Source organism: Gemmatimonadaceae bacterium, from assembly GCA_020846935.1.
Lineage (GTDB): Bacteria > Gemmatimonadota > Gemmatimonadetes > Gemmatimonadales > Gemmatimonadaceae > RBC101.
On sequence record JADLCY010000001.1, the window covers coordinates 197,435 to 220,440 of the forward strand.

Annotated in this window: 20 protein-coding genes; 6 read left to right on the top strand and 14 right to left on the bottom strand. The window is 66.5% G+C overall.

The genetic code is table 11. The features are described 5' to 3' along the window. The first annotated feature begins 71 nt into the window (after positions 1–71). Both IT361_00940 and IT361_00945 read left to right on the top strand, forming a co-directional pair. Positions 72–881, top strand: a complete 810-nt coding sequence (locus IT361_00940) for a sulfite exporter TauE/SafE family protein (GenBank protein MCC6316224.1) — start codon at positions 72–74, stop codon at positions 879–881. A gap of 118 nt (positions 882–999) precedes the next feature. Continuing rightward, complete coding sequence (locus IT361_00945) at positions 1,000–2,148, top strand: GGDEF domain-containing protein (GenBank protein MCC6316225.1); 1,149 nt, start codon at positions 1,000–1,002, stop codon at positions 2,146–2,148. 22 nt (positions 2,149–2,170) lie between these two features. Here the strand turns inward: IT361_00945 and IT361_00950 are convergent, their stop codons facing one another. The 4 genes from IT361_00950 to IT361_00965 form a co-directional block, all read right to left on the bottom strand. Then, positions 2,171–2,641: an EVE domain-containing protein gene (locus IT361_00950; protein MCC6316226.1), complete on the bottom strand. Its 471-nt coding sequence runs from the start codon at positions 2,639–2,641 to the stop codon at positions 2,171–2,173. 122 nt (positions 2,642–2,763) lie between these two features. Next, entirely contained in the window at positions 2,764–4,065 is a 1,302-nt protein-coding gene (locus tag IT361_00955; protein ID MCC6316227.1) for an aminotransferase class V-fold PLP-dependent enzyme, read from the bottom strand. A 273-nt stretch (positions 4,066–4,338) separates the two neighbouring features. Then, positions 4,339–5,487 (bottom strand): HAMP domain-containing histidine kinase, encoded by a 1,149-nt coding sequence (locus IT361_00960; GenBank protein ID MCC6316228.1) that lies wholly within the window; start codon positions 5,485–5,487, stop codon positions 4,339–4,341. After that, entirely contained in the window at positions 5,484–7,010 is a 1,527-nt protein-coding gene (locus tag IT361_00965; GenBank protein ID MCC6316229.1) for a sigma-54-dependent Fis family transcriptional regulator, read from the bottom strand. The genes IT361_00960 and IT361_00965 overlap by 4 nt, the downstream gene beginning before the upstream one ends. 428 nt (positions 7,011–7,438) lie before the next feature. On the opposite strand from IT361_00965, the gene IT361_00970 reads away from it, so the two are divergent. Further along, a complete protein-coding gene (locus tag IT361_00970) occupies positions 7,439–9,880 on the top strand; it encodes a polysaccharide biosynthesis tyrosine autokinase (protein MCC6316230.1) in 2,442 nt (813 codons plus the stop codon). A gap of 170 nt (positions 9,881–10,050) precedes the next feature. On the opposite strand, the gene IT361_00975 is transcribed toward IT361_00970, so the two are convergent. Beyond that, on the bottom strand, positions 10,051–10,998 hold the full coding sequence (locus tag IT361_00975) for a response regulator (GenBank protein MCC6316231.1): 948 nt from the start codon (positions 10,996–10,998) through the stop codon (positions 10,051–10,053). 393 nt (positions 10,999–11,391) lie between these two features. Here IT361_00975 and IT361_00980 point away from each other — a divergent pair, with 393 nt between their 5' ends. Both IT361_00980 and IT361_00985 read left to right on the top strand, forming a co-directional pair. Beyond that, positions 11,392–12,210 (top strand): polysaccharide biosynthesis/export family protein, encoded by an 819-nt coding sequence (locus IT361_00980; protein ID MCC6316232.1) that lies wholly within the window; start codon positions 11,392–11,394, stop codon positions 12,208–12,210. 2 nt (positions 12,211–12,212) lie between these two features. After that, on the top strand, positions 12,213–13,043 hold the full coding sequence (locus tag IT361_00985) for a sugar transferase (protein ID MCC6316233.1): 831 nt from the start codon (positions 12,213–12,215) through the stop codon (positions 13,041–13,043). Positions 13,044–13,232: 189 nt separating this feature from the next. Here IT361_00985 and IT361_00990 read toward each other — a convergent pair whose 3' ends face one another. From IT361_00990 to IT361_01030, 9 genes are all read right to left on the bottom strand, one after another. Next, on the bottom strand, positions 13,233–13,538 hold the full coding sequence (locus IT361_00990) for a hypothetical protein (protein ID MCC6316234.1): 306 nt from the start codon (positions 13,536–13,538) through the stop codon (positions 13,233–13,235). A gap of 5 nt (positions 13,539–13,543) precedes the next feature. Continuing rightward, positions 13,544–13,939 (bottom strand): hypothetical protein, encoded by a 396-nt coding sequence (locus tag IT361_00995; GenBank protein ID MCC6316235.1) that lies wholly within the window; start codon positions 13,937–13,939, stop codon positions 13,544–13,546. Next, positions 13,932–15,053 (bottom strand): glycosyltransferase, encoded by a 1,122-nt coding sequence (locus IT361_01000; GenBank protein ID MCC6316236.1) that lies wholly within the window; start codon positions 15,051–15,053, stop codon positions 13,932–13,934. The genes IT361_00995 and IT361_01000 overlap by 8 nt, the downstream gene beginning before the upstream one ends. Continuing rightward, positions 15,050–15,811, bottom strand: a complete 762-nt coding sequence (locus IT361_01005) for a polysaccharide deacetylase family protein (GenBank protein ID MCC6316237.1) — start codon at positions 15,809–15,811, stop codon at positions 15,050–15,052. The genes IT361_01000 and IT361_01005 overlap by 4 nt, the downstream gene beginning before the upstream one ends. A gap of 5 nt (positions 15,812–15,816) precedes the next feature. Beyond that, a complete protein-coding gene (locus IT361_01010; GenBank protein ID MCC6316238.1) occupies positions 15,817–16,809 on the bottom strand; it encodes a GDP-mannose 4,6-dehydratase in 993 nt (330 codons plus the stop codon). Beyond that, the gene (locus tag IT361_01015) at positions 16,806–18,080 is read right to left on the bottom strand and encodes a glycosyltransferase family 4 protein (protein MCC6316239.1); all 1,275 of its coding nucleotides are present in this window, start codon (positions 18,078–18,080) and stop codon (positions 16,806–16,808) included. The genes IT361_01010 and IT361_01015 overlap by 4 nt, the downstream gene beginning before the upstream one ends. After that, positions 18,077–19,249: a glycosyltransferase family 4 protein gene (locus tag IT361_01020; protein ID MCC6316240.1), complete on the bottom strand. Its 1,173-nt coding sequence runs from the start codon at positions 19,247–19,249 to the stop codon at positions 18,077–18,079. Before IT361_01020 ends, IT361_01015 begins: the two co-directional genes overlap by 4 nt. A gap of 9 nt (positions 19,250–19,258) precedes the next feature. Continuing rightward, positions 19,259–20,776, bottom strand: a complete 1,518-nt coding sequence (locus tag IT361_01025) for an NAD(P)/FAD-dependent oxidoreductase (protein MCC6316241.1) — start codon at positions 20,774–20,776, stop codon at positions 19,259–19,261. 335 nt (positions 20,777–21,111) lie between these two features. Then, positions 21,112–21,633, bottom strand: a complete 522-nt coding sequence (locus IT361_01030; protein MCC6316242.1) for a hypothetical protein — start codon at positions 21,631–21,633, stop codon at positions 21,112–21,114. A gap of 409 nt (positions 21,634–22,042) precedes the next feature. Here IT361_01030 and IT361_01035 point away from each other — a divergent pair, with 409 nt between their 5' ends. Beyond that, on the top strand, positions 22,043–22,990 hold the full coding sequence (locus IT361_01035; protein ID MCC6316243.1) for a decaprenyl-phosphate phosphoribosyltransferase: 948 nt from the start codon (positions 22,043–22,045) through the stop codon (positions 22,988–22,990). The last annotated feature ends 16 nt before the right edge of the window (positions 22,991–23,006 follow it).

The window sequence follows — 23,006 nt, forward strand, 5'->3', positions numbered from 1 at the left end:
CGTCGCGCGCACGTAGCTTTCGCCACCCGCGCCCGCATCGCAGGATGGGCGTCCACCCGCTCCCGATCGCCGTGGATCCCCAGTTCCCTCAGCTCCTGCTCATCGTGCTCGTGGCCGCCGTCGGGAGCGCGGTCAACTCGATTGCCGGCGGCGGCACGCTCCTCACCTTTCCAGCGCTCGTGGGACTCGGTGTCCCAGGGCTCGTCGCCAACGCCACATCCACGGTGGCGCTCGTCCCCGGTTCGATCGGCGCCGTGGTCGGCTACCGCGACGCGCTCAGTGGCTCGGCGCGATGGTCCACCGCCTTCGCCATCGCAAGCCTGCTCGGCGGGGCCGTCGGGGCCGGTCTCCTCCTCGTGACTCCGGCGGACCGTTTCGACGCGATCGTGCCCTGGCTCGTCTTTGGCGCCACCGCGCTGTTCATCGTACAGCAGCCGCTGATGCGACTGCTGAAGCAGCGATCCGGAGATACCACCTCGAACGGCGACCCGTCGTTGCGGCCACCGCCGACCGCGCTCCTCGTCTTCCAGTTCGTGATTGCCATCTACGGCGGCTATTTCGGCGCCGGACTCGGCATCCTGATGCTCGCCGCGCTGGGATTCATGGGCTTCTCCAACATCCATCGGATGAACGGGATCAAGAGCCTGGGGGGCATGTGTGCCAACCTGATCGCCGCGGCGACCTTTGCCCTGTCGAACCTCGTGAACTGGCCCGTAGCGGTCGCGATGGCCGTGGGGGCCATCGCGGGGGGCTACGGAGGCTCCCGTCTGGCCCAGCGCGTGTCCCAGGCATGGGTCCGCCGGGCGATCATCCTGATCGGCCTCGCCAGCGGCGTCTGGCTCCTGGCCGGTGGCCTGAGCCCGGCCGCGCCCGGGGGGTGACAAAAGTTCTGCGCAGATTGGTCGATACTGAGATACGGGCCCGGAGTTCCGAACCGGTTGGCGACGTGAGGAGGGGACGTGCCCGTCAGCAGTCTGACCTCGTCGCACGCAACTCGACATGCTCTCGTTCTTTTCGAAGCAGACCAAGCCAGCACCGGCCGTGGCGGATGAGCCGGCGGTATCCGCCACACCCGTGACGGAGAAGGAGGAGTTGTCCCGGGAAACGGGCATCGTCCTCGACGCCCTCGGATCCCTGCTGCAGCTCTACGCCAAGCACGCCTTCGACACCGAGCTCAAGTCCGGCGACGAGATCCGCACGCTGATCCATCAGTGGAAGATGCACGGCCTGGTTGGTTCGCAGCGCCCTGACCATCCCGACGACAAGCCAGGCTCCGGAGTCTTCTATCGCGACTGGAAGGGGCTCATCCACGCCTTCGGCGAGCAGCGGCGCGACGAGTCGAAATACGTGACGCGCGTCCTCGATGACTTCCGTGACGTCACGTGGGCTTTTGTGAGCGCGGTGCACACGGTCGTCGTGGAGGAGCACACCGAGAGTCGGATCGCCAGCGACCAGCTGAGCCGCATGCGTGTGGCGGTGGAGAGCAACTCCACCGACCTCATGAAGCGCGAGGCGCTCGCCGTGGTGACCGTCATGGAAAAGCTCATCGAGCACCGCAAGGAACGGCAGCAGGAGCAGTTTGCGGTCCTGGCCGACAAGCTCAAGAACCTGGGCCGCGAACTGGAAGACGCCCGTCGTGAGTCGACGATGGACGGCCTGACGGGCCTGAGCAACCGCAAGGCGTTCGACGACTACCTCGGCCGCAGCATCGAGCTGCATACGCTGCTTGGTCAGCCGGGCAGCCTGATGATGGTGGACATCGACTCCTTCAAGGCGATCAACGACACGTACGGGCATCCCGTCGGCGACGCGGCACTCCGTCAGGTGGCCAGTACGCTGTCGCGCACCTTCCTGCGGCGCGTGGACTTCGTGGCCCGCTACGGCGGTGACGAGTTCGCGATCATCCTTCAGGAAACCGGGGCCAACAACGCCGCCCTGCTTGCCGAGCGGTTGCGCAAGGCCGTGGCAGAGCTGCCGCCCCTCGAGGTGCAGGGCGGCGTCGAGCCGCCACGGATTACCCTGTCCGTCGGCATCGGAGAACTCAGCGTCAGCGACACGGGGATGGACTGGGTCAAGCGGGCCGACGCCGCGCTGTATCACGCCAAGCGCGACGGGCGTGATCGCGTGCACGCCATCTCCGAGAACTGAGCCGGGCCGCGGGCCCGAATGCCTAACGCGGAGTTCGCTTCGCCATCGCCCGGATCGCGCGGAATTCCGCCGCGCTGACCGGGAGCACGGACAGTCGGTTGCCGCGCTGCAGCAGGCGCATGCCGGACAGGGCCGGATTGCCCCGCAACTCCTCGAGCGACACGAAGCGCTCCAACGGCTCGACGCCACGAACGTCGACGCAGAACCAGCGCGGCGCCTCGCGCTTTGAGTCGGGGTCGTAGTGGTGATCCTTCGGATCGAACGCCGAGAGGTCCGGCTGCGCCTCCCGCGCCACCTCGGCGATCCCCGCGGCGCCAGGAGGTTCGGCACTCGAGTGGTAGATGATCACCTGGTCGCCGACCTTCATCTCCTGCATGAAGTTCCGCGCCTGATAGTTCCGCACGCCGTCCCACGACGTCGTTCTCCTGGGCGCGTTCATCAGGTCGTCGAAGGAAAACGTCGACGGTTCGGTCTTCATGAGCCAGTACTGCATGATCGAATGCGCTGGGATGGCCGAAAGGAGCAAAGGGGAAACCTCGCGCAGCAGCCGGGAACGGAAAAGGGCCGCCCCGGGGCGACCCTCTCCTGTGAGCCTGCACCCTGGACGCCGCCGCGTCAGTTCGCCGCAATCCCCTGCTTCGCGGCCCTGAGCATCACGTCGCCGAAGTGGTCGACTTCGTCCAGCGTCGTATACACGCTTGGCGTGACGCGGAGGCCATGAAACTCCGGGTGCACGATGGCCACCGTCATGATCCTGTGCTTCGACCAGAGCCAGCCCTGGAGCTTTGGCGTCTCGACGCCTTCCAGGTTGACGAGGCAGATCGCGCACGACTGCCGGTCATCGAGCGGCGTGAGCACGTTGAACCGGCCGTTCCCTTCGGCGAGCAGCCGCTTGGCCCACCGATCCCGCAGGTAGCGCAGTCGCGCGGCCTTGCGCTCGAGTCCGATGCCCCGATTGAACGCCGCGGCAAGCGAGATGGCGTTGTGGTTCGCGGCGGGATGCGTGCCGATCTCCTCGTACTTCCGGATGTTCGCCACCTGCTCCTTTGACGCCGCCATCAGTGGCCACAGCTTCGGGATCTTCTCGCGACGAACGTAGAGGAAGCCCGTGCCGATGGGCGCAAAGAGCCACTTGTGCAGCGAAGTGCCGTAGTAGTCGCAGCCGAGGTCGTCGCGCGTGAACGGGAAATGCGCGAACGCGTGCGCTCCGTCGATCAGCACCTCGATGCCCTTCTCACGCCCCATCTCCACGATGCGGCGGATCGGGAGGATCTGACCCGTGAGATTGGTGATGTGCGTGAGCTCGATGACCCGGGTGCGCGGCGTGATGGCGGCCCGGAACTGATCGACGATGTAGTCGTCGGACGGCGGGGGAACGCGAAACGAGATCTGTTTGACGACGATCCCCTCGCGGCGCGCGCGCTGGTCCCACGTGGTGATCATCCGACCATAGTTCTGGTTGGTGATGATCACCTCATCGCCGCGCTGGAGGTCGAGCCCAAGGATCATCGTCTCGTTGGCCTCCGACGCGTTGCGCGTGATGGCCATCTCCTCGGGATCGCAGCCGAACATCTTCGCGAGGTCCCGGCGCACCAGTTCGATCCGCGGCTCGAGATCCTGCCACATGGTCCAGACCGGCATCTGGTTGGACCACTTGAGGTCGCGGAACATGGACTCGAGGACGTGGGTCGGCGTGGGGCTCACGCCGCCATTGTTCAGGTTCACCGTGGTCCGGTCGTCATCGAAGGCCCGCTGGATCTGCGCCCAGTAGTCCTCGTCCGTCGCCGCGCCCTGCGCCGTCTTTCCGGCGACGATTTCGTCGGCACGGAAGATCGTGGAGAGCGAGTCCGGCCTGAACGCCGGGAGCGCGACTCCCATGCGCACCATCTTGTTGACGAATCCACGCCGGTCGGTCATCGCTGGTCCTCGCTGTGTGAGTGACGCCCCGAAATCAGGGCCGCGTCGCGCCCGTGGGAAAGGGCGAATGTGCAAACGTGCGCCAGTCCCTGCCACCACCAGCGTCGCCCGATGCGCACCACCGCCCATGCCGGCGGCCGGAAGCAAGGCACACCGCCAACACACCCTCACCTGCGTCGCCCCGACGGTGCCGGGTCGCCGCCTGCACCGCGCACCGGCAAGGGCGCGGCGGTTCCACTGTGTTCGCTGGGGTTGGCGGGAGGCGACGCGCCTTCAGAGTCGCTGGGGCTGCGGCAGATCCAGAGTGAACGAGAATCGCGTCCCCTGCTCGAGTTCTGTTTCCACCTTCAGTTCTCCGCCCATGGCCCGAACCAGTTTCTGGCAGATCGAGAGCCCGAGTCCCGCGCTGGAAAACGCGTAGTCCCCCGGCATCTGGCGCTGGCGAAAGGCCTCGAACAGGTGCGCCATCACGCGAGGCGGGATGCCCCGACCCGTGTCGGCAACGGCGAACTCCACCTGCACGCGGTCGAGTTCGCGAACGGTCACTTCGACGGAGCCCGCGTTCGTGAACTTGATCGCGTTGGTGGCCAGGTTGAGCAGCACGCGATTGAGCGCGGCAGGGTGCCCGATGCGCTGATCCGCGACCGGTCCGGTACACTGCATCGTCAGGCGCTTCTCCTCCGCCATGGGCCGCAGGATGTCGACCATCGACTGCAGGACGTCGGACACGGCGAACGGAATGGGCTGTGTGTCGAGCAGCGTTGTGCCGCCACGCGCGAGTTCGATGACGTCACCGGCGAGCGCGCTGAGGCCGAACGCCGCCGAGTAGATGAGGCCGAGCTGACGCTGCTGGATCGGAGGCACCTCGCCGCCCACGCCATTGCGCAGGCGCTCGGCGAGGATGAGGATCGACCCAAGGGGCGAGCGCATGTCGTGCGCCATCTCCACGACGAGCTGCTGGGCGTCGTGCCCGGTCAGTCGCATGGCGAAGCGGTGGGCCGCATCGTGATCGAGCGCCTCCTGGACCGCCTCGATGGCACGCACGACCGTGACGACGTCGACCGGCGCCGCCGTGCCGCAGCGTCGCAGGAACGCGTGCCGCCAGCGCTCGAGCACGCGTCGGGCTGGCACAAACGAAGGGATGCCTTCGGGCGCGCGCGGCGCGCCGGCGGCCGCAGCACGCGCCGCGTCGTTCAGGGCCCCCAGTGTGAGCTGCAGGTCGGCCGTCGTGATCGACGAGTGATCGGTCTCCTGCCAGTGCGCGAGCACGTCGGCCCCGGCACGAGCCAGGATCGACCACGCGTCATCAACACCGGCCGGTGGGAGTGCCGGGGACGCGGGCGCGGCCTTGCGCGCGCGCCGCCTCGCCGGTCGTGGGGCTCCCGCCGCCTCGTCAGGCGGCGGGTCGGGAACGGACGTCACTCCTCGAGCGGCAGCCCGCCCTCATCGCGGCGGAACCCGTGCTTCTCCATCAGCCGGTACAACGTGGTCCGGTCGATGTTCGCGAGGCGAGCCGCCTTGGACATGTTGGACCCCGCACGCGACACCAGCTGCGCGAGATACTCCTTCTCGAAGTGCGCGATGAGCTTGTCCTTGGCCACATGAAACGGCTCGTTCATCACCTGCATCGGGAATCCGCTCGACGGCTCCTCGACGATCCCATCCTCGTAGATCGGGACGTCCTCGGGCTCCACGGAATGACCCGGCTCGGTGAGCACGGCCAGCTGTTCGATCACGTTCTGCAGCTCACGGACGTTGCCGCGCCAGGGCCGGGTGCGCAGGAACTCGACAGCGTCTTCCGTGATGCGCGGTTGCGCCTCGCCGGACCCCCGATGGCGTTCCCAGTAGTGCGTGAGAAAGTGGTTCGCGAGCAGCGGAATGTCCTCGGGACGCTTGCGCAGCGGCGGCAGGTGAATCGGCACCACGCGCAGGCGATAGAGCAGATCCTCGCGCAGCGTCCCCTTGGTGACGCACTCCTGCGGCACGCGGTTGGTGGCCGAGATGAACCGCACGTCGACGACGGCGTCCTCCTTTTCGCTTCCCACGCGGCGCACCACACCGTCCTGGATGACGCGCAGGAGCTTGGCCTGCAGCGGCAGCGACATCTCGGTCAGCTCATCGAGGAACAGCGTGCCGCCATTGGCGATTTCGAGAAGTCCCGGCTTGTCGCGATCGGCGCCGGTGAACGAGCCCTTGCGGTGGCCGAACAGCTCGGACTCGAGCAGCCCCTCGGGGAGTGCCGCACAGTTGATGGGCACCATCTGTCGCGACGCGCGACGGCTGTGCGCGTGAATGAACTGCGCAATCACTTCCTTGCCCGTGCCGCTCTCACCCATGATCATCACCGACGCATCGGTGCTCGCTACCTTGCGCGCCAGGTCCACGGCCTTGCGAAAAGCGGGTGACACGCCGAGCAAGGTGAGTTTGTCGCTGTTACCGCTTTGCTTCAGGAGTTGCACACGGAGGTCGCGCGTTTCGCGCGCCACCATCACTGCGTGCGAGGCCCGCCCAACGAGCACCTGCAGGTGCGTGGCCGAAAATGGCTTGGGGAGGTAGTCCCAGGCGCCAGCACGCAGGGCCTCGATGCTCGTCGTCACGCTCGGGTTGCCGGTCATCACGACGACGATCGTGTCCTTGCTCGCCTCGAGGGTGCTCTTGAGGATCTCCATGCCCGACACGGGGGTCATATAGAGGTCCACGAGCACAATGTCGAATCGCCGCCGCTTCACCAGGTCGACCGCTTCGTCGCCGCGACCCAGCGTGGTGACGTTGAACCCGTCCATCTGCAGCACGCTCGCGCATCCCTCCCGCAGCGTGCGATCGTCGTCGACGATCAGGATGCTCAGGCTCGCCTTGACGTCCGCGGAGATAGAGAGCGGATCGCGCCCGTCATCGGGCGCCGCTGCCGTTCCTTCACCGTCGCGTACCACAGTTCCACCTGTCACAGGCTCTGGACCTCATTGGGGTGACCACGCCGCACCACCTGCGAAAGACCCGCGCTGCTTGATCCTCGCCACAGTGTATCGGGATTACAACACTCGGGGCTTCAATACCTTCGTACCTTCTAATACGATCCTGATGTGCCGAGGTCAAGCGACAGCGATGCGGTGCCCCAACACCCACTGTTGGTCACCAACAACATCGACTGTAGAGCACGATCAGTGAGTGCGGTTGGTCACAAACACGAGGCCGACCGCGATGGCCCGGGCTGTGCGATAGCATCGCCTCGATCGCGCCCACAGGCCGGGGTGCGAGGGATGGCGGGGCCCCCCCACTCCGGATCGACCACCCGGCGGCGTTTGTGCGCCGTTTCTTGCGTTCCCTCGTCTCATTATCGTGCAGCCAGCCGAATTCACGGGTCGTGAGGACCTAAATGTCGACTAGCGTCGTTCCTTCGGCGGGTGGAAGCCCGCTTCAGTCAGGCCAGGGATTCTCGGGCGCCGAGTGGGGGGCACCGCCTCCGCCAGAGCGCGGGAACGCTGCCATCCAGCAGCTGATCACCCGCACGCTCGCCGCGGTCAAGCGGTACCGCTGGCTGATCCTGGCAATCTTCGTGATCGGCAGCGCCGCAGGTGTCGCCGCCTCTCGGCTCATCAAGCCCAAGTTCGCGGTCGACGCGACCATCTGGATCTCGCAGAGCGGTGGCCGATCGGGGCCCGTGCAGGCGCCGGGGCTCATTTCGAGCGACCTGGGTTGGACAGACCTGATTCGCAGCTTTGCGATTCTCGACCCGGTCGTCTCCGAACTCGCGCTCTACGTGACGCCGACGAGCGGAAAGGACACGCTCCTGTTTCGCGGCCTCATGCCGACGGACTCGCTGGTACCTGGTCTGTTTCGCCTGAAGCTCGGGCAGAACGGATCCCGCTACCAACTCGTGCAGCTGGCCGAGCAGCGTGGTGAGGTCGAGCGCGTCGTTGAGAACGGCGCCGTGGGAGATTCCATCGGTCGTGCGGTCGGTTTTGCGTGGCATCCCGACCGCAAGCTGCTCCAGCGCACCGACCAGTACGACTTCGAGATCGTGACGCCGCGCGAAGCCGCGGTGACGCTGCAGGCGGATCTCGTGGTCGGCCTGCCACAGAATTCGAACCTCATGCGCCTCGGACTCCGGGGCGAACATTCGCTGCTCCTCGCCGAGACGATGAACCACGTCCTGCGGCGCTTCGAACGGGAGGCGCAGCGACTCAAGAAGGAGAACCTGGTCGACGTGGCCAACACGATCGACGAACAGCTCAAGCGCGCCGCGGACGATCTCTACAGCAAGGAATCGGCGCTGGAGAGCTTCAAGATCAACACCATCACCCAGCCAAGCGACAACGTGGCCATCCAGCCCGGCGTCTCGATGGCCACGAGCCCGGTGATGGCCGCGTACTTCGCGGACAAGACCACGCTGGAAAGCGTGCGTCGCGACCGCGACCTGCTCGAGCGGATCGTGGGTGAAGGCTCGGCACGCAACGGCCGTCTCTCGTCGGAGGCGCTGCGCGCTGCCCCGTCCATCCTGGTGGCGTCGGAGACGGGCAAGGAACTCGCGACGGCGATCAACGACCTGAGCCTGCGGCAGGTGAACCTTCGCACCTTGCGCGAGCGGTACACCGACGAGCACCAGCTCGTGAAGCAGGAGCTCACCGCCATCAACGCGCTCGAGGGTGAGGTGATCCCGGGCATCGCCAACCGGCTCCTCGTGGAGCTGCGCTCGCGCGAGACGGAGATGACGCGCCGCGTCGACGGTGCGTCCGCGGAGCTCAGGAAGATCCCGCAGCGCACGATCGAAGAAGCGCGACGCAACCGCGATGTCGCGGTGGCCACGACGATCTTCCAGGATCTGCAGAGCCGCGCGGTCGCGGCGCGCCTGTCCGAGCAGACCGTGATGCCGGACATCGCGATCCTCGATACCGCCGTCGCGCCCCGGCTCCCGACCAGCGACACGACGCTCAGCCTCATCGCGATGGCCGTCATTGCATCGCTCGGCGCCGGCGTCGCGCTCGCCATCCTGCTGGACCGCCTGGATGGCCGCTTCCGCTACCCCGAGCAGGCCGTGAACGACCTGGGTCTGGACATCGTTGGTGCCGTGCCGAGTTACACGGCTCCGCGCAGTCAGCGGGCGCGCCTCGAACAGGCGTCGCAGATGGTCGAGTCGTTCCGGTCGCTCGCCCTGTCGGTGCGCGCGTCGTTTCCGCCCGGCACGCCGGTGCAGCTCACCGTATCGAGCCCGGGGCCAGGCGACGGCAAGTCCACGATCTCGATCAACCTCGCGAATGCGCTGGCCGAGGGCGGCTATCGCACGCTGCTCATCGATGGAGATATCCGCCGCGGGCAGCTCCACGAGTCGTGCCCGCCCGCCGCGCAGAGCCCCGGCCTGCTCGACTACCTCGCCGGTGAAGCCACGCTTGGTGAGGTCGTGAAGACCTGTGACCTGCACGTGAACCTGTCGCTCGTGCCATGCGGCACCCGTCGGCGTCAGGGCCCCGAACTGCTCGCGTCCCAACGCATGGGTAACATGCTGCGGGAACTGCGCTCGCAGTTCGATGCCATCGTTGTTGATTGTGCGCCGCTCGGAGCCGGCATCGATGCCTACGCCCTGGGCAGCGCGACCGGCTCCATGCTCCTCGTCCTGCGGGCCGGCGAAACGGACCGTCGGCTCGCATCAGCGCGGCTCAGCACCCTCGATCGCATGCCGATCCGCATCCTCGGCACGGTGCTGAACGACATCGGCGAGTCGCCGGAGTTCCGCTACTACCACTATCTTGACGGCTACGGCACGCCGGAGACGTTGCCCGACGTCGCGCTCATCGGATCGTCGGGGACCGATCACCGTTAGGCAACCGCCGAATGCACCGCGGGGCCGGGTTCTCTCTGGAGACCCGGCCCCGTGTCGTTTGGTGACTCAGCCGAGGCCCCGATCCAGGTCCGTACCCTGGATTCGCGAACCGCGATCAGTGGTTTCCAGGCAAGAGATTGCGAGAAGGCGCGAGATGGCGCCGTGGAGAATCAGCTCGCCGAAATCGCGAGGCGTTCCGCGCTCTGGTGCATCCCGCCCCGTTCGCGCCGCAGTTCGCCCGCGGCCTTGAGCAGCAGGGCGACCACGTCCGACGACGACGTCGAGAAGTCGCGCACGGCGGCGTAACCGGCGGTGAGTCGAACTGCACGATCGCGATCGCCCACGCGCACCGGTGTAGTCTCGACCAGTCCACGAACCCGGCTGATGATGCGCTCAGCCCCTTCGGCATCGGTTGACGGTGCGATCACCACGAGTTCCGAGCGACCCAGCCGGCCAACAGCGTCGGAGACCCGTGCCGTGTGCCGACACACTTCACTCAGGCGAGCAAGGGCCATCGACTCGAGGTCGACGCCGATGGCACGGCCATCGTCGTTCCGGTCGATCTGCGCCATGAAGGCAATGCAGGCCAGCGCACCCCGATGTCGCGCAGCTTCGGCGCCGATTTCGCGCGCCCTTCGTGCCAATCCCCGGGGGTTGTAGAGGCCCGTGGGGTGGTCGAGCAGGCCACCTTCGAGTGAGCGATCCGCGTCACGCTTGGCGCGCACGAACAACTCCAGCTTGAGGACCAGCGACTCGATGTCGTAGGGCTCGCTGAGCAGTTCCCACGCCCCCGCGCGGTACGCGTCCAGACGCTGCGAACGCGTCGGAGTACCGGATGTGAGGAGGATCACCGGCGTTCCGGCCTGGAATCCCGGATCTTCCCGGAGGAGCCGAATGACCTCGAGCCCGGAGATGTCCGGCAGGCCGATTTCGAGCACGATCGCATCGGCCCGCGTGGTCCTGATCAGTTCCAGCGCCTGCTTTCCAGTGAACGCCCGAACCGTGGCAAAGCCTCGCGGACCAAGGACGCTTTCGAGGGAGCGGGACGCCCACTCCTGGTCGTTCGCCAGGAGAACCAGGGGCGGAGAGCCGTGTACGTCTGTGAATTGTGCGGCCATGAGTCGTGGCGGGGCCGGAGATTCGGCCCTTTTCCCACCCCCGCTCGATGCACATTGCGTGCTCCGGCGGGGATCGGGTGCCGAATTGGGGCTCCAATGGTTTTCTTGTCTCGTGGCGTGCCGGGAGGGGGAGTCAGCGGTAAGTGCCGTGCCCGCATGGCGATTCCGGGGCGCCGCCGCCCCGGAGTTCGCTGTGACGACGCCGTCAGAACGTCGTTTACGGGTGGAGAGCGTTGCATCGGAGCTGCGACCTGAGGGAAGGCGTCGGCACCCTCTTGCCGCCTCAGGGCATGATTTTCGCTTTGAGGCGGGTATCTGTTTGCACCGTATTACCTTGGTGCGCACCAATCTTTCCGGCGCGCGAGCACGTACCCTGCAAGGAGTTCTGTCGAGATGAGATCCGCGCTTGCGACCCTTTGTGCCTCGGCTCGGCAGCAGCGCGCCGTATTGCTGGTCGGCTTCCTTGCGGCCACGCCGGCCGTGCTGGCCGCGCAGGATCTGATCGGGACCCAGCGTCGGCAGGCAACGCGCGCGGAACTGGAGCAGGCGGTTGCGGCTGCCGAGCAGGCGCAAACGACCGCCGAGTCCAAGACCAGGGAGCAGCTTGGCCAACACGTGGCCTCGCTGCGACAGCGGTTGCGCAATGGCGACTTCGCGCCCGGTGATCGGCTCTTCCTGACCGTGCTTGGCGACTCGGCCCTGACCGACACCTTCACGGTTCGGCAGGATCAGGGCATCCAGTTTCCTGGCCTTCCGGTAATGTCGCTGCGTGGGGTGCTCGACTCCGAGCTCACCGCGCACCTGACGAAAGAGCTGTCACGCTACCTCAAGAACCCTCAGGTCACGGCGACCGGATTGATCCGTCTCTCGGTGATGGGCGGGATCGGCAAGCCCGGGTTTCTCACCGTACCGATCGACCAGCTCGTGACGGACGTGGTGATGGCGTCTGGTGGTCCGGCGCAATCGGGCAAGTTCGAGGACGCGATCGTGAAGCGCGGCAGCGCGACCTATCTGAACAAGCGCCAGTTCGCTGACGCGGTACGTCAGGGCAAGACCGTAGGCGACGTTTCGCTGCGCGACGGGGACGAGATCTTCATTCCCATGGCCACCAACCAGAACCGGTTGACCATGTGGCTGCCAATTCTGACGGCAGCGACCACCATCTACTGGATCACGCGCGGCGGTCGCGGTCGCAGAACGCGGACGCCGTGAGCGTGGAACACTCTGAAAACGAGGACGTGGTATCCGTGTCGTGGACAGGCAAGGCGGAATTCGTGCGCGAAGATCGCGCCGGTGCACCTTCGACGCGCCGCAATGCGCGCGTCATCGAGTCGCGCATCGAGCGCCCGAGGTCGGTGGACGCCCATGGGCGCGATGACGTCCTCGACGTGACGCCGCGCGATCGACACGAAGGCCTGTCGCGTGCCATGAACATGGCGGTGGCCGGCTTCGGCCTGCTCGTCTCGCTGCCGGTGCTGGTCGTGGCGGCGGTGCTGATCAAGCTGTCGTCTCGGGGCCCGATCCTCTACACGCAGACTCGCGTGGGGCTCGACCGTCGCTGGAAGCGGACGCTGGCGATGCGCGAGGCCCGCGTGGAGGACCTGGGAGGCCAGGTGTTCACGATCTACAAGCTGCGCACCATGCGCGTGGATGCGGAGAAGCGCTCGGGCGCCGTTTGGGCCACCGAGAACGACCCGCGTGTGACGCGGCTCGGCAAGTTCCTGCGCAAGTACCGGATCGACGAGTTGCCGCAGCTCTGGAACATCCTGCTTGGCGACATGAACCTCGTGGGGCCGCGCCCCGAGCGTCCGAGCATCGTCGCGCGGCTGCGTGAAGACATCCCCGAGTACCGTTTTCGCCATCGGGTCAAGCCGGGCCTCACCGGACTCGCGCAGATCAATCAGAAGTACGACGCATGCCTCGAAGACGTGCGCGCAAAGGTCAACTGGGACCTGCGCTATATCAACACGCAGGGGTTCTGGGTCGACCTCGGCATCATGCTCAAGACGGTGCCGTCCGTGCTGCTGAAGTTCCAGGGTTGGTGAGGCGAGCATGGCGGTCACGCTCACCCGACAAGTCGCTCAGGGCCACCAGAGGGTCCGTGCTGTTGCCGTCGTCGACGGTCGCGTGAACACCACGTGACACTGGCGCGATCGGTCAGGGACCCGTAACGACAGAGCCGCTCGACCCATCGAGCGGCTTTTCATTGCCTCACGCGACGGCGCGTTGCGCGATCAGCTGCGCGATCCCCCAAGGGCCAGGCGATTGTACACGGCCCCGATGATGCGGCCGATGGCCCAGCCAACGACGAAGCCGTAGACGAAGCCGACAAGGCTTCCGCCAAAGCTTACCTGATAGCCGGGAAAGAACGCCGAGAGGAGCGAGAGGTGCTTGCCAACCTGGGCACCGCCCTTGATCACCAGGAAGTTGGTGGCGAGGAACAGGCCACCGCCGAGCAAGAGGCCGAAGGAGATGCCCCAGGCCTGGGCGTTGAGGGCGAGCAGGCCTTCCTGGATCTTCTGGTCGTTCGACGGGGCCATGGCTGCTAGATGTGGTCGAGAAAGTTGCGGGTCTGCTCGATCTCGGCGCGCGTCCTGATCATGAAAGCCGACACGGCAAGCGCCAGATTGCGACAAAAGGCGACGAACCAGCCGGCGACGAAGGCCACGAGGAATCCCCAGGCCATGCCGATGACGAGTCCGCGCCAGCTCACGGCGTACCCGGCGAAGTATTCGCTCAGGAGGCCTAACGGGAAGGTCTGGGCGCGTGGTACCAGCAGGCACATCGCCGTGATGCTGCCCATCAGGAGGGCCCCGGCGACACCGGTCGCGACCCCGAAGGCCGCCTTGTGCAGTCGTGCAAACGCGAGCTGCAGTGCGGGGAGCATCAGCTCCTCGGTCGTGTGGCGGACTCCCACCTCACGCTCACGCAGGTCAGGCATTCTGCTCCTTGTCGGCGGTCCAGGTACTGCGATTCCGCGACGGCACGGGAGGCCAGCGTTTTACGCCCACCTCGGCATAGGCCTCGATCGTCGGATCCTGCCGCGGAGCACCGATCAGCTCGTGCAGCAGCATCCCGAGGCCGAACGATACGCCGTTCAGGAGATAATACAACAGATGCACGGGAATCACCCGGATCGCGAACCAGACTCCCCGCGTGCGTGCAAAGAAGCCGAGCAATGGCGTGCTGATCGTCACCGCGACCGCGAGGCACAGCGCACCCGGCATCGCAATGCGCCAGTCCCACATCACCAGGGCAAGCCCAAGCAGCAACGTCCCGAGCCAGACGAGGATCGTGTTGAGCTTCTCGGTCCACTTGAGGTTGAGCGTCCCGCTCGAGAGCATCGAGCCGCGATGCGCCAGGAGCCGGGCCCACGGGATGCCGCGGTCCTTGAGGTCGGTCATCAACACGCCACGAAGCGTCCACCGCTTGAGGTGGGTCGCCTGGATCTCCGGCCTGAGCAGGATCCGATGGCCCAGCCGGCGAATGCGGCCGCCCATCTCGATGTCCTCGATCTGCGGCCGGGGATAGTGCCATTCGTCATACATCCCGGCCTCTTCGAACACCTCGCGCCGCACGGCGCCCGCGCCCGCCCAGAACGTGTCCGCGTCACCCGCGTTCTGCTGATGCACGTGGTGGTGCAGGAGGTTGCGATACTGCGACACGAATCCGGGCGCGGCCGGCCGGTTGTCGTAGGAGCCGAACACGGCGCCGGCATCGGGCACCTCGCGCATCACCTCGAGAAACCGCCGCATCGTGTCGGGATGCACGACGACGTCGGCATCGAAGAACATCACCACCTCACCGAGCGACACTTCAAACCCGCGATTGCGGGCGTAGGCCGGCCCATTCGCCCGGCCCGGCAACCTGACGACGGTGTCTGCATAACGAGCGGCGACCGAGGCCGTCTCATCGGTCGAGCCGTCATCGACGACGATCAGTTCCCATTGGTCCCGGGGAAGGTCGCTGCCGCAAATCGCGCCCAGCGTGCGGGGAAGCATGCCGGCCGCGTTGCGCGCCGGAACGATCACGGAACAGGCGGGGCGCCGACTCATGCCACCTCCCGCGTGTGCGATCCCCGACGCTCCAGCAGCGTCCGCAGCTTTCGTCCGCTCGACCGCAGCCACAACCACGACCGGAACGTTGCGCTGCCCCACGCTTCGAGCGCGCCCGAGGATCGAAGGTAGTATGCATCGAGACGCGGCAACTGGGCGGCATCTTCGGCGGCAGCGACCGCGCGCAGCTCCGTGGTGCAGCCCCACGTGAAGTGGCGTCGCACCATGGCCGCCGTGCCGGGGTCGACGTCCCCATAGGGGTACGCGAACGTCGCAGGGCGCATGCCCAGCCTCGCCTCGATGTCGTCGGCAGATCCCGCGATCTCCGCTTCGCGCTGCGCCGCCGGTACCGCCGGAAGGTGCGGGTGTGTGCGCGTGTGTGCACCGATTTCCACACCCGATGATGCCACCGCGCCCAGGTCGTTCCAACCCATGAGCGGGAGGTGCGGAATCCCGGCCGCGAGCTGACGCCCCCAGTCGTTGTGCCCGCCGACGTGGTTTGACACGGCGAACACGGTGGCCGGAAGTCCGTGTTCGGTGAGAACGGGCAGGGCTTCGGTGCGAAAGTTGGCGAACCCATCGTCAAACGTCAGCGCGACCGCCTCCTGATCGTCTCGCAGCTTTGGCAGGTCAGCGAGCGGCACGACGTTCACCCGCCCTGACGCGAAGAACGCGCAGTGCGCCCTGAACGCCGCCGGCGAGACCGAGATGGCGGATCCGGTCTCGTCCACGGAGTGGTAGGTGAGGATCGCGCGCATGTTCGTCAGGCGCGGGCCGCGGTAACCGGGAGCGCGAGACGCGAGCGCTGGTCCTCGACCACGTCGTGGATGATCTCCTCGAGCGACGTCATCGGGCGATAGCCTGTCGTGCGTTCCAGCTTGGACACATCGGGGACGCGACGCATCATGTCCTCGAATCCTGCCTGATAGGCCTCGCTGTAGGGTATCAGGCGAATCTCCGAACTGCTGCCCGCCGCGGCGCGCACCTGCTCCGCGAGACCGAGCATCGACACCTCGGTGGTCGTGCCGACGTTGAACACCTCACCGATCGCCGCCGGTGTCGCCGTCAGCCGCAGGACGGCCTCGACCGCGTCCCTGACGTGTCCAAAACAGCGGGACTGCTTGCCCGTCCCATACACGGTGATCGGTTCACCACGCAAAGCCTGCTGTGCGAAGTTTGGGAGCACCATGCCGTAGCGCCCCGTCTGCCTCGGGCCAACAGTGTTGAAGAACCGCGTGATGATGACCGGCACCCCCTTTTCCCTGCCATAGGCGAGGGCAAGCCACTCGTCGAGCGCCTTGGAGCACGCATACGCCCAGCGTGAGTGCGACGTGGGGCCGAGCTGGAGGTCCTGATCTTCGCGGAACGGGATCTGGCTCGACTTGCCGTACACCTCGGACGTCGACGCCACGACCACCGGCTTCTGCTTCTTGGCCGCCGCGGCGAGCACGATCTCCGTTGCCCGCACGTTGGTCTCGATCGTGTGCACCGGTCGCTCGACGATGAGCTTTACACCCACCGCCGCCGCGAGGTGGAACGTGAGATCGGCGCGATCCACGAACTCGGCCACCAGCGGCACGTCGAGTGCCGTGCCGATGCGATACTCGAATCCCTTGCGCCCGACGAGGTGCGCGATGTTCTCCATCGCTCCCGTGGACAGGTCGTCGAGCACCATGACCCGATCGCCCCGGTCGAGGAGCCGCTCGGCCAGGTGGGACCCGATGAACCCGCAACCGCCAGTGATGAAAACGTTCACGCTGCCTCCGGATATGCCACGAGTGACGCGGTCCGCAGCTGCCCCTTTCGGAGTGCGGCCCGTCGAATGATGTCGAGGTACTGCGGGACCACCACCCGTTCCGACCACCGCTCCACGTAGGCACGATAGCCAGCCGCGGCCAGAGTGGCGCGATGCGCGGCATCCGTGGAAAGACGCGTCATCGCGGCCAGCAACTCATCCCGCGTGCTGAAGAGTTCCCCTCCACCCGACGATTCCACAATCTCCGGGAACGGCCCCAGCCGACGAGCGATGACCGGAGTTCCCTGCCGGAACGCCTCAATAAGGACGATCCCGAACGTCTCGTAGCACTCCGACGGCACGATCAGGGCGATTGCGTGTTCGTAGTAGCGGCGCAGGTCGTCCGGGGTGATGCGGCCGAGGAACCGGACGTTGGGCAAGTCCGCGGCGAGGGCCTGGAGCGCAGGCGCGTGTGTCCCGTCGCCCGCAACCAGCAACTCGGCACCGCGCAGGTCGCGAAAAACGGGGATCACATCATCCAGGCCCTTGATCCGCTCCAGCCGCCCCGCGAACAGAAAGTATGGCCGGTCGTGCGGTGATGCCCCACTTGGCGTCGGCATCCCCTCGGACGTGGGATCCGGGAGGAAATACGGCAGCACTTCCATGGGCTGGCGCAGACCGAACTCCCGATGCTTCGCCCGGCTGAACTCGCTCATGGCGATGATGGTATCGATGCGATCAAGCTCGCGGTCGAGCAGACCGGTGTACCGCCAGAGCTGTGGTGGCCGGCGATAGCTGAGCGAGCACGAAAAACATTCGCGACCGGTGCACAGCTCGCGACCGTGACGCCAGAGGACGTGCATGGGGCAGACGAGCCAGTGTTCGTGTGCCATGTACGCGGTGACGGCGTCACCGGCCAATGCGAATAGGCCCGGCCCGCCGATGAGCGACACGTTGTGGTAGTTCACGACGTCGTATTGTCCGCGCGCGATGATCTCGCGTAGCCGACGCCCCTGGACGACGGGGCGCCCGAGCTGCTGCGTGAGCAGCGTCGACGTCACCGGGGACGCGCTCGACAGTCGGATCACTTCGACGCCTTCGTCGACGTCATGCGGTGGCGCCGCGGGCATCGGGCCACTGGTCAGTACGCGATAGGCATCGCTGTCGTGAACCACGGTCACGTGGTGCCCGAGCTTCACGAGCCCGCGGGCGAGGCGCTGAATGCCGACCGCGTCGCCACCGAACGAGTGTGGTGGGTAGAACGTGGTGAGCATGAGGAAGCGCGCGCTCATGCGGCGGCCTCCCGGAGCGCGCGATGCGTGGCGGCGGCGCTCGCCTGCCACGTGAGCGCGCGCGCCTGCGTGAACGCCACGGCTCCCATCTCGCGACGGCGCGCGGGATCGTCGAGCAGAGCGCGCATGGCGGCGGCGATCTCCTCGGCGTTGCCGGGCGCGACGAAGATTCCGCCGCGGGCCAGCAGCGCAGGCAGCGGACTCTCGCGGGTCGCGATGACCGGGGTGCCACAGGCCGCTCCTTCGACCGCGGGCAGTCCAAACCCTTCGGACTCGCTTGCCAGGACGACCGCCGTGGCGCCCGAGTGGAGGTGTCGCAGGTCTTCGTCGGGAACGAAGCCCGTCCACTGCACGAGGTGGCCCGTGCCCTCTTCGGCGATCATCGTGCGCAGGCGATCGGCTTCGCCATGGAATACATCGCCTGAGAGGCGGCCCACGAGCAGCAGGTGCGGCGCGACGCGCCCGGCCTCGCGCGCCACATCGCCGTGTGCACGGATCACGGCATCGAGCCGCTTGTGCGGGTTGAAGCCACCGACGTACACGAAGTAGGGCGCCTGCCCGAGTGACCAGGCCCGACGCGCGGACTCGATATCGGCCGGGGCGCTCGGTTCATAGACCGCGGCGGGCGCCTCGACCGCCACGCGCAGGCGTCGACGCGGAACGCCCAACATGCGCTCGATCTCGCCGGCCGCATAGTCGCTGACCGTCAGGACGAGGCGCGCCTGCCGGATCGCGAGCCCGACCTTGAGCTTCCAGAAGAGTCGGGCACGCCGCGACGGCAGCGTGAGGTGCGGAAATCGCTCGGCGATGGCGTCATGGACGGTGACCACCGCGCGTTGGCCGGGCGCGAGCGGGAACCAGGTGTAGACACTCGGCGAAAAGAAGACGTCGGGACGACGGCGGTACACCGCACGGGTCAGCGCGAACATGTCCGCGAGCGTGCGATGGCCGTCTGCCGCGGCAGCCACGGATGGCGTCGCCGACAACGTCACCACATGTCGCTCCACGTTGGGTGCCTCGAGCGGGAAGGCGTCGAGCGACGTCTGGTCGCCAATACAGATGAAGCGGTCGTCGGGCGCATGCTCGACGAGCGCCCGCATCAGTTCGCGCGCGAACCGCCCGTAGCCCCTCGCATTCGCCCAGCACGTGGCGTCCACGCCGATCCGCACGACGCGCCCCTAGGCGCTGACCGACGTTCGCGCGCTCCTCGAGGCCAGGGAGTCGCCGACCTGCTCGTCCAGCGACTTCATGTCCAGCTTCTGCTCCTCGTGGTACTCGTAGTCGGTATTCACCGACCAGACGTCGTGCGACGCTCCGCGCATGTTGGCGATCGCCATCATGGCCGTGAGCATCGAGTGATCCTGGTTGTTGTACTTGTGCATCCCGTTGCGCCCCACCGTGTGGAAGTTGGTGAGGGCATCGATGTAGGTGCGAGCCGTCTCGAGGTGCGCGCTGTAGGCGCTATCGTAGACGGGGTAGGCCTTGGGCATGCGCACGACGGTACCATCGACCACCTTCGTCGGATCGGCCAGGCCCAGTTCACCGATCTCCTTGCGCGCGAGTGCCACGAGATCGGCGTCGGCGCTGTTCCACAGGCCATCGCCCTCGAAGCAGAAGTACTCGAGGCCCAGGCAGGTCTTGCCCGGCTCGGGCACCATGGCCCGCGACCAATTGTTGAAGTTCTGGATGCGCCCGACCTTCACGCCCGGCGAGTGGATGTAGATCCAGTTGTCGGGGAACAGCGAGTCCGCATCGATCACGAGCGCGACCGTAAGGAAGTCGCGGTAGTTGAGGCCGTCGCCGGCGGAGCGGATGTGTACAGGGGGCTGCGGATCGAGCGCACGCACGAGATTGCGAATCGGCATCGTCGAGATCACATGATCCGTCTCGATGCGCTTCACGCCCGCCACGGTGCGAGCCCGCACCGCCACAACCTTCTGGTCGCGCGTCTCCAGCGCTTCGACCTCGTGCCGCATCAAAACCTCGCCGCCGAGCGCGCGAATGCGATCGGTCGCCATCTCCCACATCTGTCCGGGGCCAAGGCGCGGGTACTGGAACTCGTTGATCAACGTCTTGATGCTGTCGCCCCGCTTCTGCAGCGATGCCGCGTTGAGGATCGCCTTGGCGAGCGAGAGCCCCTGAATGCGCTGCGCCGCCCACTCCGCGCGGATCTCCGTGCACGGCAGGCCCCACACCTTCTCCGTGTACGTCTTGAAGAAGATGGAGAACAGCCGCTTGCCGAAGCGATTCGATACCCACTGTTCGAGGTTCTCCTCGACCGGGTACGGGCGCAGGTGCGACCAGACGTAGCTCAGCACGCACAACATCGAGTTCCACAGCCCGAGGCCGCTCAGCGCATTCCAGGCCTTGAGCGGGTAGTCGAAGTACTTGCCGCTGTAGTGGATTCGAGAGAGCCGCGGAACGCTGATGAACTCGGGGCCGAGGATCTCGTGCCACAACTCCTCGACCGGGGTGATCTTGGTGAAGAATCGGTGGCCACCGATGTCGAAGCGGTACCCGTTGTATTGCGCGGTCCGCGAGATTCCCCCGACCACGCTGTCGGCTTCGAGCACGGTGACGCGCACGCCGTCCTTGGCGAGCAGGTATCCCGCCGTCAGCCCGGCTGGCCCCGCGCCAATGATGACGACGTGTTCACCCGGCTTGAGCTGCGCTACCCTACGTGGGATCGGAGTCATTCGGTGTGTAAGCGAACATTGCCAGGCGCGCGACCGAGGCGACGAGCCGACCACGCCCCCGCGATCCCCTCGACGACGAACAACGCAAACAACGGCAACGAGATACCCACCAGGCTCAAGTGATGCTCGGTGCGATCGCCCGAGGGCAGATTCGACGGAGGAGCGCGGGAACGGGCAGGTGCGTCCCGGCGGTATTCATCCTGATAGCAAGGGGCGCGCCGCGCCGAATGGCCGGCGCGCCTGAATGGTGAAAACTAGTCGAGCGCGAACAGGAGACGTTCGCGCTCGGTGGGAACCGCTGTGGCCCCCCGGCGACCCAGTGTGCGCGGCCCTCCTCAGGTCATGATCTCGCTCGCTTCATTGGAGCGCCTCCACATCACGTGCGACGACCGATGGGTCGTGCGGCCGGATGCTTCGGTGGGTCGCTCATCGGTAACTACAACGGGGACGCTGACGTCGGCCCGCCGAACGGGCGCGCCGTAGCGACCAAGCGCCACAAGCCACTCCCCGTCACCGACGCGATTGTCTTCACGGCACGTAACGATGTCACCAGTGACGTGCTTGAGGCCCTCGTCGGTCATTGCACTCCGGTCGCTCCCCGCGCCAACCCACGCAAGCGCGCATGGGTGCGCCTTTGCCATGCTCACGATGCGCTCGCGTGAGGCACCGGTGGTTTCTTCGCACACAAGCACGAGCTGCGCGTTCAGCGGCTCCGCAGCAGTCCCGACGACACGCATGGCCCGCTCCAGCTCGGCGTCGCTGCGGGACAGCAGGACGATCGAGATGTTCGGGCGGGCCGAACGCGGAGCCGGAAGGAAGACGCTGGAGTCGTGGCCGACGGCGTGAAGCGGTGTCATGTCGGATATTGCATGACAAGAAGCGGGCCAGCGCGCCGTCGACGCCATCAGCAGCACCGGCTCTGGTTGACGCGTGAGCTTGTTCGCCCGCCGACACACCTTAGGAACCTCAGATCCGCCTGAATTGTGGACCGCAATCGACAGAATCGGACACATTGTCGGCCCATGTAGACGAATCAGCCGCATCCCGTTCACTTTCTGTTTACAATGGCCCGCACGGCGGCCGACCGGTGTGTTGTCGTCAGGCCACACTACCGTCTCAGGTTGAGCACGGTGCCGAGTGCGACCGAGATTCGTCATGAGGCTGATATCATGACCGGTCGGCCCGGGCCGCGTCCCCAAACCGGCGAGGTTCTTGCGACCATCGGGTCAACCCGCGATCGATCCCCCGAGCACCGACCGTTCCTTCATGCCTGTAACGCACCCCAACGCGACGACGCCACCGCTGGAGCGGTCGGCCGCGGTCGGCCGTGCGTCCGTGCGGTCCTGGGCCAGGCTCCTGCGGCCGCATCAATGGGTGAAGAACTTCTTCGTGCTGGCGCCGCTGCTCTTCTCCGGGCGCGCGCTCGATCCAGCCTCGCAGCGCGCGGCGGCGCTCGCCTTTGCGGTCTTCTGTCTGGCGGCGAGCGCGGTGTACGTACTCAACGACATCGTCGATCGCGAGCAGGATCGCGCACATCCCGGCAAGCGCAACCGGCCAATCGCGTCGGGTGCCATCAGCGTGGCGGCCGGGATCGGTGTTGCCGCGCTCCTCGTGGCGCTCGCGCTGGGCACGGCGTGGTACGTGGGCACGTCGCTGCTCGCGATCACGGTCGCCTACCTGCTGCTCAACGTGGTCTACAGCGTCTGGATCAAGCAGGTCGTGATCCTGGATGTCTTTGCCATTGCCGCGTTCTTCGTGTTGCGCCTGGTGGCTGGCGCCGCCGCCGTGCAGGTGCGGCCGTCGGTGTGGCTGATCCTCTGTGGCGGCCTGCTCTCGCTCTATCTGGGTTTTGCCAAGCGGCGGCACGAACTCGTGCTCCTTGGCGAGGGCTCGCAGGATCATCGCGCGGTGTTGAGTCAGTATTCCACGCCGTTCCTCGACCAGCTCTCCGTGGTGCTGCTGGCGGTGACGATCGTCTCGTACATCATGTACACGCTCGAGTCCGAGACGGCGCGGCTCGTGGGCGGTGAAGTCCTTTCGTACAGCACGGTCTTCGTCCTGTACGGCGTGCTTCGTTATCTCTACCTGGTCCATCGTCGGCAGGACGGCAACCCGTCGGAGACGCTGCTGAATGACCGGGGGTTGCTGTTGGCCGTGACGCTGTGGGTGCTGTACTGCGGTGTGGTGATCTACCGAGCCGGTCCGACTCCGTGATGCGCGTGACTCCTGT

Bases quoted from the DNA above. Each gene is read 5' to 3' on its own strand.
- IT361_00945 (MCC6316225.1), top strand. From the start codon at position 1,000: ATGCTCTCGTTCTTTTCGAAGCAGACCAAGCCAGCACCGGCCGTGGCG.
- IT361_00950 (MCC6316226.1), bottom strand. From the start codon at position 2,641: ATGCAGTACTGGCTCATGAAGACCGAACCGTCGACGTTTTCCTTCGAC.
- IT361_00955 (MCC6316227.1), bottom strand. From the start codon at position 4,065: ATGACCGACCGGCGTGGATTCGTCAACAAGATGGTGCGCATGGGAGTC.
- IT361_00970 (MCC6316230.1), top strand. From the start codon at position 7,439: ATGTCGACTAGCGTCGTTCCTTCGGCGGGTGGAAGCCCGCTTCAGTCA.
- IT361_00975 (MCC6316231.1), bottom strand. From the start codon at position 10,998: ATGGCCGCACAATTCACAGACGTACACGGCTCTCCGCCCCTGGTTCTC.
- IT361_00980 (MCC6316232.1), top strand. From the start codon at position 11,392: ATGAGATCCGCGCTTGCGACCCTTTGTGCCTCGGCTCGGCAGCAGCGC.
- IT361_00990 (MCC6316234.1), bottom strand. From the start codon at position 13,538: ATGGCCCCGTCGAACGACCAGAAGATCCAGGAAGGCCTGCTCGCCCTC.
- IT361_00995 (MCC6316235.1), bottom strand. From the start codon at position 13,939: ATGCCTGACCTGCGTGAGCGTGAGGTGGGAGTCCGCCACACGACCGAG.
- IT361_01000 (MCC6316236.1), bottom strand. From the start codon at position 15,053: ATGAGTCGGCGCCCCGCCTGTTCCGTGATCGTTCCGGCGCGCAACGCG.
- IT361_01005 (MCC6316237.1), bottom strand. From the start codon at position 15,811: ATGCGCGCGATCCTCACCTACCACTCCGTGGACGAGACCGGATCCGCC.
- IT361_01015 (MCC6316239.1), bottom strand. From the start codon at position 18,080: ATGAGCGCGCGCTTCCTCATGCTCACCACGTTCTACCCACCACACTCG.
- IT361_01025 (MCC6316241.1), bottom strand. From the start codon at position 20,776: ATGACTCCGATCCCACGTAGGGTAGCGCAGCTCAAGCCGGGTGAACAC.
- IT361_01030 (MCC6316242.1), bottom strand. From the start codon at position 21,633: ATGACACCGCTTCACGCCGTCGGCCACGACTCCAGCGTCTTCCTTCCG.
- IT361_01035 (MCC6316243.1), top strand. From the start codon at position 22,043: ATGCCTGTAACGCACCCCAACGCGACGACGCCACCGCTGGAGCGGTCG.